Origin of the sequence: Nocardia violaceofusca NBRC 14427 (assembly GCF_963869435.1) — a bacterium.
Taxonomy (GTDB): Bacteria; Actinomycetota; Actinomycetes; order Mycobacteriales; family Mycobacteriaceae; genus Nocardia; species Nocardia aobensis.
Genome location: NZ_CAWMPM010000039.1, coordinates 1 through 12353 on the forward strand (window position 1 = coordinate 1; position 12353 = coordinate 12353).

13 protein-coding genes are annotated in these 12353 nt (G+C 67.7%); 2 read left to right on the plus strand and 11 right to left on the minus strand.

The genetic code is table 11. The annotated features are described in order from the left end of the window. Positions 1-423 precede the first annotated feature (423 nt). The 11 genes from AC5592_RS28865 to AC5592_RS28915 all read right to left on the minus strand — a co-directional run bounded on the left by AC5592_RS28865 (position 424) and on the right by AC5592_RS28915 (position 10904). Positions 424-861, minus strand: coding sequence for a DUF4189 domain-containing protein (locus tag AC5592_RS28865; protein WP_051025223.1), 438 nt, complete (start codon positions 859-861; stop codon positions 424-426). Positions 862-1115: 254 nt separating this feature from the next. Next, complete coding sequence (groL, locus tag AC5592_RS28870) at positions 1116-2741, minus strand: chaperonin GroEL (RefSeq protein ID WP_036506233.1); 1626 nt, start codon at positions 2739-2741, stop codon at positions 1116-1118. Positions 2742-3014: 273 nt separating this feature from the next. Then, positions 3015-3308 carry a hypothetical protein gene (locus AC5592_RS28875; RefSeq protein ID WP_030516558.1) on the minus strand — a complete coding sequence of 98 codons (294 nt, stop codon included), beginning with the start codon at positions 3306-3308 and terminating at the stop codon, positions 3015-3017. A 213-nt stretch (positions 3309-3521) separates the two neighbouring features. Continuing rightward, positions 3522-4334, minus strand: a complete 813-nt coding sequence (locus AC5592_RS28880) for a Clp protease N-terminal domain-containing protein (protein WP_084507362.1) — start codon at positions 4332-4334, stop codon at positions 3522-3524. Positions 4335-4388: 54 nt separating this feature from the next. Next, positions 4389-5483, minus strand: coding sequence for an NAD(P)/FAD-dependent oxidoreductase (locus AC5592_RS28885; RefSeq protein WP_063066043.1), 1095 nt, complete (start codon positions 5481-5483; stop codon positions 4389-4391). Positions 5484-5565: 82 nt separating this feature from the next. Further along, positions 5566-6471, minus strand: coding sequence for an RNA polymerase sigma-70 factor (locus tag AC5592_RS28890; protein WP_063066044.1), 906 nt, complete (start codon positions 6469-6471; stop codon positions 5566-5568). Between the two features lie 41 nt (positions 6472-6512). Next, on the minus strand, positions 6513-6779 hold the full coding sequence (locus AC5592_RS28895; protein ID WP_157122298.1) for a hypothetical protein: 267 nt from the start codon (positions 6777-6779) through the stop codon (positions 6513-6515). Between the two features lie 117 nt (positions 6780-6896). Then, positions 6897-7325, minus strand: coding sequence for a hypothetical protein (locus AC5592_RS28900; protein ID WP_036506214.1), 429 nt, complete (start codon positions 7323-7325; stop codon positions 6897-6899). Between the two features lie 145 nt (positions 7326-7470). Further along, positions 7471-8958, minus strand: a complete 1488-nt coding sequence (locus AC5592_RS28905) for an ATP-binding protein (protein ID WP_036506216.1) — start codon at positions 8956-8958, stop codon at positions 7471-7473. 10 nt (positions 8959-8968) lie between these two features. Beyond that, positions 8969-10642 carry an NAD(P)/FAD-dependent oxidoreductase gene (locus tag AC5592_RS28910; protein WP_036506218.1) on the minus strand — a complete coding sequence of 558 codons (1674 nt, stop codon included), beginning with the start codon at positions 10640-10642 and terminating at the stop codon, positions 8969-8971. A gap of 64 nt (positions 10643-10706) precedes the next feature. Continuing rightward, entirely contained in the window at positions 10707-10904 is a 198-nt protein-coding gene (locus tag AC5592_RS28915; RefSeq protein WP_036506220.1) for a hypothetical protein, read from the minus strand. 247 nt (positions 10905-11151) lie between these two features. On the opposite strand from AC5592_RS28915, the gene AC5592_RS28920 reads away from it, so the two are divergent. Next, entirely contained in the window at positions 11152-11601 is a 450-nt protein-coding gene (locus tag AC5592_RS28920) for an SRPBCC family protein (protein ID WP_063066046.1), read from the plus strand. A gap of 50 nt (positions 11602-11651) precedes the next feature. Next, the gene (locus tag AC5592_RS28925; protein WP_063066047.1) at positions 11652-12341 is read left to right on the plus strand and encodes an SIMPL domain-containing protein; all 690 of its coding nucleotides are present in this window, start codon (positions 11652-11654) and stop codon (positions 12339-12341) included. Positions 12342-12353: the final 12 nt, after the last annotated feature.

A 12353-nucleotide genomic window follows, 5' to 3' on the forward strand; every position in this document is an offset into this window, starting at 1 on the left:
CACCAGCAATCTCGCGAGAAACTTCCCGGTCGATCGGTTGGGCAACTTTTACAGCTTAGCTCAGCCAGAAGCTCCCGACCAAATCGGGGTTCCTCTTACCGAACCAGTGTGATTGTCAGGCGCTCCTCGTCCGACCTCGTTGTCCCGGGCCTTTCGGCTCCGGGTCGGTGTCCGTGTCGCTCTGACCTGGAATAAGTTACGTGCCAACCGCATTCGAAGTCAAATCGCCTGGTCATCCGGCCTAACGACGCACCTCGGATGCGACCGCAACGACTTTCACAACATCGGCCCGCGGCGAGAAATTCCCGCCGCCGGCCGGCGCTCGTTCCGAAATGCCGGAAGCCGGTCCGCCGTGGGTGCGGGACCGGCTTCCGATCGCAATTCGGGATGCGCGTCGGGATACGCGACGATTGCGGCTGGAGATCAGCCGTTACAGCGAGAGACGGAGATGACCGCCGGTCCCGAACCGTCCGAACTCAGGGTCGGCGGATGTCCGGGGCCGAGGGCTGCGATCGCGTTGCGCTCGGCGTCTTGGAGGGTGGCGCCCGTGCCGCCGGTGTGGATGTCGTCGCGCCGGGCGATGGCACCACACCCGTCGACGAAGCGCACGATGGTCGCGCACCCCTGCTCACCGTGCGAGGAGCACTGCTCCAGGGCGCCCGCGTCGGCCGTCGCCTGGTCGGGGGCATTGAGGGCGATTCCGATGGTCCAGCCGTCGTCGTTCGCGTCGGAAATGGCCATCGCGCCGTAGTAGTGGCCGTCCGCTCCACGCTCCGCGGCCGCGGAACCGGTCCCGGCGACGACGAAGACCGTCGCGGACGCCGCGACGAAACTCAGGGCAAGCTTGCCCGTTGAGAACATTTCTGTTTCCCCTATCGAAGGCTCCCGGATGAAGCCAACCGAAAAGAGTGCGTTCCACAACGCCGGTTGTCCAGTCCCGGGGCATCGAAAGCCCTTGCAGCAGCAGGGGTTAGGGGAAATATGACTGAAAAGCGCTAACCGGGCCGGGGCCCGTGACCGAGCCCGGCGACGGCAGGTCCGCCGAAACGCCGGTAGCCGGCCCGCCCGGAGGCGGACCGGCTACCGGTTCGAAAGGTGTTGCGGGAAGGCAGGACTCAGAAGTCCATGCCGCCCATGCCACCGGTCGGGTCGCCGACGGGAGCGGCGGCCTTCTCCGGCTTGTCGGCCACGACGGCCTCGGTGGTGAGGAACAGCGCGGCGATCGACGCGGCGTTCTGCAGCGCCGAGCGGGTGACCTTGACCGGGTCGGCCACACCGGCGGCCAGCAGGTCCTCGTACTCGCCGGAGTCGGCGTTGAGGCCCTGGCCGGTCGGCAGGTTGGCGACCTTCTCGGCGACCACGCCGGGCTCGAGGCCGGCGTTGAAGGCGATCTGCTTCAGCGGCGCGGCCAGCGCCACCTTCACGATGTTCGCACCGGTCGCCTCGTCACCGGTCAGCTTCAGGTCGTCCAGCGCCGGGCCGGCCTGCAGCAGCGCCACACCACCACCGGGGACGATGCCCTCTTCGACGGCGGCCTTGGCGTTGCGCACCGCGTCCTCGATGCGGTGCTTGCGCTCCTTGAGCTCCACCTCGGTGGCAGCGCCGGCCTTGATCACCGCAACACCGCCGGCCAGCTTGGCCAGGCGCTCCTGCAGCTTCTCACGGTCGTAATCCGAGTCCGAGTTCTCGATCTCGGTGCGGATCTGGGCGACGCGACCCGCGATGGCGTCGGCATCACCGGCACCGTCGACGATGGTGGTCTCGTCCTTGGTCACCACGACCTTGCGGGCGGTGCCCAGCAGGTCGACGGTGGCGGTCTCCAGGTTCAGGCCGACCTCTTCGCTGATGACCTCGCCACCGGTCAGGATGGCGATGTCGGCCAGCTGCGCCTTGCGGCGGTCGCCGAAGCCCGGGGCCTTGACGGCGACGGACTTGAAGGTGCCGCGGATCTTGTTCACGACCAGGGTCGACAGGGCCTCGCCCTCGACGTCCTCGGCGATGATCAGCAGCGGCTTACCGGCCTGGATGACCTTCTCCAGCAGCGGCAGCAGGTCCTTGACGGTCGAGACCTTCGAACCGACGAGCAGGATGTACGGGTCCTCGAGGACCGCTTCCTGACGCTCGGCGTCGGTGACGAAGTAGCCCGAGATGTAGCCCTTGTCGAAGCGCATACCCTCGGTCAGCTCCAGCTGGAGGCCGAAGGTGTTGCTCTCCTCGACGGTGATGACGCCTTCCTTGCCGACCTTGTCCATGGCCTCGGCGATCAGCTCACCGATGGACGCGTCGCCGGCGGAGATGGCCGCGGTGGCAGCGATCTGCTCCTTGGTCTCGACCTCCTTGGCGGTGTCGAGCAGCTTGGCGGTGACGGCCTCGACGGCCTTCTCGATGCCGCGCTTCAGGCCCAGCGGGTTCGCACCGGCCGCGACGTTGCGCAGGCCCTCGCGCACCAGCGCCTGGGCGAGCACGGTTGCGGTGGTGGTGCCGTCACCGGCGACATCGTCGGTCTTCTTGGCGACCTCTTTGACCAGCTCGGCGCCGATCTTCTCGTAGGGGTCCTCCAGCTCGATCTCCTTGGCGATGGACACGCCATCGTTGGTGATCGTGGGGGCGCCCCACTTCTTCTCCAGGACAACGTTGCGACCCTTGGGGCCCAGCGTCACCTTGACCGCGTCGGCGAGGCTGTTCAGTCCCCGCTCGAGACCGCGACGGGCCTCTTCGTCGTACGCAATTGTCTTGGCCATTGCGTTGAGATCCTCCACATGTATATGGGGCTGACACACAGAGCGACCGCAGGTTGGATCGCCCCATTACGCTGGCCAGGTACGGTGCCCGCGACGGACGACCGAGGGTGTCTGGGAACCCGGTCTCACCTGCCCGACCTAGCACTCACTGGTCGAGAGTGCCAGGACCTTTCTAGCACTCGACGGTACCGAGTGCAAGGTTACGGATCCGACGGCCGCATCGTTCGCAATCGGCGATATCGGCTGGACGGCGCGGTATCAGGGTCGGCGCGCTCACGTATCGTCGGTGACTCTCAGCGCCAGGGCGACGAAGGCGTCGGTGCGCCGCTCCTCCGGACTGCGCGGCTCGCCGCGTTCCACGGTCACCTGTTCGGCGTCGTGAAGCAGCAGTTCCGCCTCGATTCGCATGATCGCCCGGATGAACGGGGGCGCCACCTCGGGCGGCAGATCGCCGTTGACGATGTAGCTGCCGTCCGGGCCGTCCTCGGTTTCGACATAGGACAGCGCGCGCAGCAGGTCTGCGCGTAGTTCCCCCGCGATCAGGTCGGAATCCGATCCATCCGCCATAGCAATATCGTATCCGGACCACCGATCACCTCATCAGCCCCACAACTACACAGCTGTATCGGCGAGTGATCATGTCCGCCGCGACCGCCCCCGAACCGGGCGCGGCCTGGGCGGATCGGCGAAACCGGCGAACCGGTCCGACGCGACGGTCGTGTCGGACCCGTCTGCGACAACCGCGCCGGCGTGCCGAATCCGGATGCCGGCGAGCACCGATCAGGCAATCGGCGCGGCGGGCGGCTGCGGCGGAGCGGGCGGGCTCGGCGGAGTGGGTGGCGTGGGTGGCGCCGATGCGGCCGGCGGCCGCGGCGCGTCCACCGGATTCGGCGGCATGAACTGGGCGAGCTGGGCGACGAGATCGCGCTCGATATCCGCCTTGGTCAAGCCCAGCCCCGACAGCACACCGCTTCCGTCCTCCTGCTCGAGCAGTGCGAGCAGCAGATGTTCGGTGCCGATGTAGTTGTGGCCGAGCCGGAGCGCCTCCCGGAAGGTCAACTCCAGCGTCTTGCGCGCGGTCGCGGTGTACGGGATGAGGGCGGGGACCTCGTCCACCGCCGCCGGCAGCGCCGCCGTCGCGACCCGGCGCACCGCGTCCAGCGAGATCCCCTTGGCGACGATGGCATGCGCCGCCAGGCTGTCCGGCTCACCGAGCAGTCCGAGCACCAGGTGTTCGGGCTGGATCTCCGGATTGCCCGCGCGCCGAGCCTCCTCCATGGACGCCATCACGACATTGCGCGCACGGGGCGTGAAGCGTGCGAACCCGGCATTCGGATCCATCGCGGGATCACCCGGCTTCGGCACGAAACGCTTCTGCGCGGCCTGTTTGGAGACGCCCATGCTCTGGCCGATATCGGTCCAGGAGGCGCCCGAACGGCGGGCCTGGTCGACGAAGTGGCCGATCAGGTGATCGGCCACTTCGCTCATGTGCCCGGCGACCACCACGGCGTCGGAGAGTTGTTCCAGGACGTCGTCGGGCCGGGCGAGTTTGATGCCATCGATCAGATCGTCGAGACGGATACGTTCGGTCATGCGTCAACTTTAGGTTGACTCATTCACTCGGGTCAACCATGAGTTGACGACATGTCACGGACGCGCCTGCATCGCCGCGCCGCGCACGATCATCTCCTTCACCACCGCCGCCGGACGGCCGGTGAGGGCGCGCGGGGTCGGGGCGTCGTCGGCGCGGACGAACTGCACCACCGCGTCGCGACGCCCGAGGCTGATGCATTGCAGGACGTAGCGGAAACGCAGCTCGTCCGGTTCCGCACCGCGCATCCGGGCCAGGGCCGACCGCGCGGCATGGGATCCGGTCGGCAGCGCCGTCGCACAGGCCATCCGTAGTTCGCGGCCGCCCGGTCCGGCGATCGCGGCGCAGTCACCGGCGGCGTACACGTGCGGATCGGAGGTGCGCAGCGTGGCGTCCACCAGGACCCGGCCCCGCGCATCGACTGCCAAGCCGGCGCGGGCGGCAAGATCACTGGTGGTGAAACCTGTTGTCCACAAGATGATTTCGGCCTCGACGCGCCCGCCACCGGCGAGCCGCGCGCCGTCCGCCGCGACCTCGACCACCTTGGCGCCCGCGTGTACCTCGACACCGAGCCGCTCCAGGGTGGCGGCGATATGCCGCTGCGCGCGCTCGGAGAGCCAGAAGCCGGGCTGTTCCGAACTCACCAGCGCCACCGGCAATTCCGGATGCGATTCGGCGAGTTCGGCCGCGGTCTCGATACCGGTCGCCCCGGCGCCCACCACCGCGACGCGGCCACGCAGCGGCGGCAGCGCGGCGATGTCCTCCGGGGTCGCCACCGGATGGGCGTAATCCCGCACGCCGGCAACGCTGTCGACATCCGCGGCACTGCCGAGCGTGTACACCAGCGTCTCGTAACCCAGCACGGAACCGTCGGACAGCGAAACCTCTTGTGCCGCAGTATCTATCGTCGTGACCCAGCCGCGGACGAAGTGGGCGCCCCTGCGTTCCAGCATGGTTCGCAGATCCCGGCGCGCGATCGTCTGCCCGGCCGCGAGCTGATGCAGTCGCACCCGCTCGACCATTTCCGCACGGCTGTCGACGACCGTGATCTGCGCGCCGCGGGACTTGCAGAGTCTGCCCGCCGCGGCCAGGCCGGCATAGCCGGCACCCAGCACGAGGATTCGATGGGATGCGGTGTGATGTGCGCTCATGGGTGACTCCTTCTCGAGGCCGACACCCTTCAGACCGGACAGCCCGCCGATCCCTGACAACGATCGGCCGTGTTCCGCGTCACTACCCCAGGCGTTCTGCTCCCGCCGGCGCCGGGAAGCGACCGAAGTACGCGAGTTTGTCGGGATTGACCAGGATCCGGATCGCCGAGATCCGCTCGTCGGCCACATCGGCCGCGCCGATCAACAGCAGCTCGCCGCGCACCCGGGCCACAGCGGCCGGTGCGCCGTTGACCTCCTCCATGCTCAGTTCGAGATCCTCGACCTCGCGGTGGAACAGACCGGCCAGATAGCGCGCCACCCGGCCCGCCCCGACGACGGGCCGGCGAGCCGCGCTCATCTTGCCGCCACCGTCGGCGACCGACACGATATCGGCGGTGAACATCTGTTCCAGGGCGCCGATATCGCCCGCCCGGGCGGCGACGAGGAAACGCTGGAACAGTTCCCGGGCACGGGCGGGTTCGGCGTCGAACCGGGTGTGTTCGCTACGGACGTGCAGGCGGGCGCGGCGATACAGCTGCTGCGAATTCGCCTCGGACAGCTCGAGCATCTCGGCGATCTCGCGATGCGAGTAACCGAACGCCTCGCGCAGGACGAAAACGGCGCGTTCGGCGGGCGACAACCGTTCCAGCAGCGTCAACACCGCCAGCGAGACCAGTTCACGCTGCTCCGCGGATTCCATCGGACCGAGTTCGCCCCCGCCGGTGGGCACCGGCTCCGGCAGCCACGGGCCGACATAGGTCTCACGGCGTGAGCGCGCGGACTCCAGCCAGCTCCGGCACAGATTCACCACGACCGTGGTCAGCCAGGCCTCGGCGGACCGGATCCCGGCACGCTCGGCGGCCTCCCAGCGCAGATAGGTCTCCTGGACGGCGTCCTCGGCCTCGCTCGCCGAGCCGAGCATGCGATAGGCGAGTGCGAACAGGCGGGAACGATGGCGTTGGAATTCGGCCAGACCCGTATCGTCCATCCGCTGTGCCCTCCAGTGCAGGCCCGTAGTCGGGGGCGAGATTACTCGCCACCGGCACCCGGGTCGCGTTTCGGCCAGGTGATGTGCGGCAGGGTGATGCGCGGCCGCGCAGACTCGCTGGTCGGCGGCGCCGCCGGACTCGGCGACGTATTGCGGCGCAGGCCCGAGCCGTCGTCGGAGGGCGCCGGAGTCACGGTGGCCGAACTGGCGGGCGCGGCACAGCAGGTCTTCTCCTCGTCGTGGGCGCAGGCAGTCAGGGTGACGGCGAGGGCGGCCGACGACAGCGCGGCGACGACGAATTTCTTCACGAGATCTCCCCGGCTCGAGCGCCGCATCTGCCGCGGCGCATGCGGACACGCTGCGCCACAGCACTTGCCGATCTCGTATGGATCACCTAAAAGCCCAGCACACGCCGGGCGCGGGTGTTATTCCGTCACCATTCCGATGGCGACCGCGACCGGCTTGTCGGCCTCACTCTTGGACAGGCACACCAGCTTCGCGGTCCCCAGCGCCACATTCGGGCTGCCGTCGAACTTCGAGCCGGGGTTCTCCGCGAGAATGCGGTCCATCAGTGACTTCTCACCCTCGATATCGAGTTTGCGGAACTCGTCGCAGGTGGTCGCCGAGGCCGGGCCCAGGCCGGAATTCTCCGGATGCGCGGTGGTGCCGGGCGCCTCGGTCGGCGGCGCCGGTACGGGGGTCGTCGACGCGGGGGCGGGGGCCGAGGTCGCGACGGCCGAACCGTTTCTGCGCAGGCCGTTGGCATCGGCGGACGAATGGTCGTCGCCGCCGCAGCCGGTGAGGGCGACGGTCAGCGCGCCCAGGGCGACGGCCGTCACGGTCAGTCGTTTCATCTCGTGCGTAACCCCCGAGTGGTCCGGCAACGCCGAATCTCCTCCGGCGCGCGCCGGATGCCTCCGGCGCGGCTCGCAGCGTACCGGCCACATCGGCGATTGAAAACCCCGGCCTTACCGTGGAGTTCGGATCGAATTGCGGCCCTTACGATTCGGCGGCAGCGGTGCCCGAACCACGTCCGGAGGCCGCCTCCAGCGGCAACCGGACGATGAATCGGGTGTCGCCCGGCGTGGACTCGACCCGGATATCGCCGCCGTGTTTGTTCACCACGATGCGGAACGAGATGTCGAGGCCGAGTCCGGTGCCCTCACCGACGGGTTTCGTGGTGAAGAAGGGCTCGAAGATCCGATCCCGCAACGCTTCCGGGACGCCCGGGCCGGTATCGCCGATCTCCACTGCGGCACAGTCGTTTTCGCGATAGGTCCGCACCGTGAGCGTGCCGGATCCGTTCATCGCCGCCACCGCGTTGTCGATGAGGTTGGTCCACACCTGGTTCAGTTCCGCTGCGTAGCAAGGAACTTCGGGCAGCGCCCGGTCGTACTCCTTGACCACGGAGATGTCGTCGCCGATCTTGCGGGCCAGCATCACCAGCGTGCTGTCGAGCAGTTCGTGGATGTCGACCACCTGGAACGGCGCCCGATCCATCTGCGAATACTGCTTGGCCGCATGCACGAGCGAGGAGATGCGACCGGTCGAATCGGTGATCTCGTTCATCAGCAGTTCGGTTTCGACGGTGTAGTTCAACCACCGGATCGCACCTTCGAACACTCCGTCGTCGCAATGTTCGAGAGTGCCCGCGACCTTCTCCAGCCAATCGATGTCGAAGCCGGCCTGGACGAAATTCGGGGCCAGATCCCATCCGTTGGCGATGTTGTGATCGGCGAGCCAGTCGCCGAGTTCGTCCTCGCGGTCGGCGGCCTCCATCGCGGTCAGGGTCGGCGCCTTGGCCACCTGGGTGGCCGCCTCCTCCTGGAGCTGCACCAGCGCCTCGAGCGCGGCGGAGTCGAATTTGCCGTGCGCCATCATCTTCAGCTTGTGCCGCATACCGGCGACCCGATCCCGCAGCGAGGAGGTGGCCCGCACCGCGGCCGCCGCGGGATTGTTCAACTCGTGCGTGAGTCCGGCCGACAGCGAACCCAAGGCCAGCAGTCGCTCCCGCCGGCCGATGATCTCGTTGGTATTGCGGTTGCCGAAGAACACGCCCTCCAGCAGATGCAGGGCCATCGGGAACCATTCCTGCATCATCCGGGCGAAGGTCCCCGCGTCCAGGACGAAGAATTTCGACGGCTTCGTCACCGTCAGCGAGCCGGTGTAGTTCTGGTCGGCACGCTCGCCCATATACGCCGTCCACGCGCCGGCATACGAGCCGCGATGATCGGTGCGAACGAGTTCGAGGTCCTCGCCCGCGGACAGTTTCGAGAGCACCACCTCACCGTCCATCAGGACGTAGAAGCAGGTCGCGGGCTCGCCCTCGCGATAGACCGGCCCCGGCTCGAAGTATTCGACCCGGCCCTCCCGGCAGAGCCAGGCCAGTTGCTCGTCGTCGAGCTTCTCGAACAGGAACAGGGTGCGCAATTCCGCCGGATCACACAGGGTCCGGGAGCCGGTGACGGTACGGCCGCTGTCACTCATGTTGCGCCTCCTATTGTTTCGCGAGGTATCGGTGGACCAGCATGACCGCCATCGCGCCCTCACCGACCGCGGACGCGACCCGCTTCGCCGATTCGGAACGCACATCGCCGGCGACGAAGACGCCCGGAATGCTGGTTTCGAGATGATGGGGCGGACGGGGCAGCTCCCAGCCCGCCGGCCGGGACCCCTCGACCATCAGGTCCGGTCCGGCCAGGACGTAGCCGAATTCGTCGCGGACGACCAGTCCGTCCAGCCAGTCAGTTTCGGGCGCCGCGCCGATGAACAGGAACAGCCGTTCGGCGTCGACCTTGTCCTCGGCGCCGGTCGCGTTGTTGCGCAACACGATTCGTTCCAGATGATCGCTGCCGTCGGCGGACACCACCTCGGTGTTGGTGTGCACCTTGATATTCGGGACGGCCTCGATCTGCTGGATCAGATAGTGCGACATCGACTGGTCCAGCGAACTGCCGCGCACCAGGATGTGCACCGTGCAGGCGTGCCGGGACAGGAATACCGCCGCCTGCCCGGCCGAATTCGCCCCGCCGACGATGTAGACCTCGCGTTCGGCGCAGTCGGCCGCCTCGGTCATCGCGGAGCCGTAGTAGACGCCGCGGCCGGTGAAGTCGTCCACTCCGGGGGCGGGGTGGTGGCGGTAGTTGACGCCGGTGGCGATCAGTACGGAGTGGGCGCTGACGCAGGACCCGTCGGAGAAGAGCACCCGCCGCGCGGAACCACACGCCTCGAGACCGACCACTTCCCGGGCGGTGATCAGTTCGGCGCCGAATTTCACCGCCTGCCGCCGCGCGCGGTCGGCCAGCTGGGCGCCCGAAAGCCCGTCGGGAAAGCCCAGGTAGTTCTCGATCCGCGAGCTCTGCCCGGCCTGTCCGCCGGTCGCGGTCCGCTCCACCAGCACCGTGCGCAGACCTTCGGAGGCGCCGTACACGGCCGCACCGAGCCCGGCGGGGCCGCCGCCGACCACGATCAGGTCGTAGAACTCACCACTCGGATCGGTGCTCAGGCCCACGCAGCCGGCGAGTTCGCTGTCCGACGGGGACAACAGCACGTTGCCGCTCGGATCGATCACCACCGGGCACTGCTCGGCGTCGGCCCCGGCGGCCTCGAGCAGACGTTGGCCCTCCGGATCGTCGGCCAGATACCACCGATACGGCAGCTGATTGCGGGCGAGGAATTCGCGCACCTCGGAACTGCGAGCCGACCAGCGGTGCCCGATCACCTTCGTCTCGTGCACCGGGCGGCGGTCGTCGCCACGCCACGATTCCAGCAGCGCGTCGACCACCGGATACAACTTCTCCTCCGGCGGATCCCACGGTTTGAGCAGATAGTGGTCGAGGTCGACCACATTGATGGCGTCGATGGCGGCGTTGGTGTCGGCATACGCGGTGAGCAGCACCCGGCGCGCATAGGGGTGCAGATCGATCGCGTGCTCCAGGAATTGGATGCCGTCCATTCCCGGCATTCGATAATCGGCGATCAGTACCGCGACCGGCTGGCCGCGCAATTTCAGTTCGCGCAGGACGTCCAGTGCCGAGGCACCGGATTCCGCGCGCATGATGCGATAGTCGGCTCCGTACCGCCGCCGCAGGTCGCGCACCACGGCCCGGGAGACGCCGGGGTCGTCGTCGACACTGAGGATTACCGGTTTGACGGCAGCTGGTGAAGTCACATCGAAAAGTATGAGCGCCCGGCGGGCGCGTTGCCCAGAGTGTTCGCTACGGGCACCACATCGATCACACCAGGCGGTGTTCGACGAGGTCGAGTTCGCTCGGCGTCAGCAAACGTTCGAGCCTTTCCTCCCGCTCGGCCAGGTTGCGGCGCGATCGCCGGCCGTGGTTGCGAAAGGCCGCGGCCAGCGGCCCGGATTCCGAATCGGGAAGTAACGGAACCGATTCCGCCTGCCGGCGATGGAGGATGGTTCGAATATTCACGGCCGATCACCTCACAGGGACGTAGAAGCGTGCGCTCCGGTCTGTTGCTTCGTTGCCTGCCGTAGTTGTCTATCCGCCATTGTGCGTCGGTCATTACGGCCGGCGAAACGGATCACATCAGAATGTGACCTAGTTGATCTTCAACAGAAAAGTGGCCTCCCTCACATAGTCGCGGGTCCGGTTGCCGTGTCTAGGATTACCGTTACCGACCGTCATAACCACGCCCGTCACGATCTCGGAGGCAGCGTTGCCGAACACCCTGGAAGCCACCATCGACATCTCCGCCACGCCGGACAAGGTGTGGGCGGTCGTCTCCGATCTGGGACGGATGCCGGAATTCAGCCCCACCACGCTGAAGATGATTCCGCTGGGCACGCCCCGCGCCGGCACGTGGACGGTGAATCTCAACAAGGTCGGCCGCAAGTACTACCCGACCACCTCGCGCATCGTGCGGTACGAGCCCGACCAGGCCTTCGCGTTCCGGATGAACGAGAACGCCACCGTGTGGAGCTACACCCTCGAACCCACCGCGGCGGGCACCCGCGTGACCGAGCGGCGCGACGTTCCGAACGGGGTGCGCAAGCCGGTGCGGCTGATGATCGACGCACTTCTCGGCGGCGAGCAGCAGTTCGAGGCCGATCTGGTCGCGGGGATGAACGAAACCCTCGGCAAGATCAAGGTCGCGGCCGAGCGCTGATTCGGCGCGCCCGCGAGCGGGGCCGGGTTCGGCCGCGTAGTTTGCCCGGTATGCGACGGGTTGCGAGCGTAATGGCGGTGCTCGCGGGGACCACCGTGCTGCTGAGTGGTTGTGGCAGTTCGGATTCGGGGACCTCGCGCGAGGTGACGGTGGTCGGCACCGGTCAGGTGCGCGGAGCGCCGGACACCCTGAACGCCGACGTGGGTGTCGAAGTCACCGCCCCCGACGTGTCCACCGCCATCGCGAACGCGAACGGCAAGGCGAAGGCGATCACCGACGCGATGGTGAACGCGGGCGCGAAACGCGAGGACATCCGCACGACCGATGTGTCGGTGCAGCCGCAGTACGGGCCCGACCACAACGTCACCGGCTACACCGCGACCAACACCGTGCACGTGGTGGTCCGCGATCTGCCCAAGGCCTCGGCCGTCCTGTCGTCCGCGGTGCAGGCCGGCGGTAACGACACCCGCATCCGCGGCGTCTCGTTCGCGCTCGACGACAATTCGAAACTGCTCGCCGACGCGCGAGCCGGCGCCTTCGCCGACGCCAAGGCCCGCGCCGACCAGTACGCGGTGCTGTCGGGCCTGAAGTTGAAGGACGTGAAGACCATCAACGAGACCAGCAGCGGGGAATCGACCCCGCCCCAGGCCAAGGCCCAATTCGCCAGCCCCGACGTCCCTTTGGAACCCGGTCAGCAGACGGTGACCTTCACCGTGACGGTCACCTGGATCATGGGCTGACGCGCGCCGGCC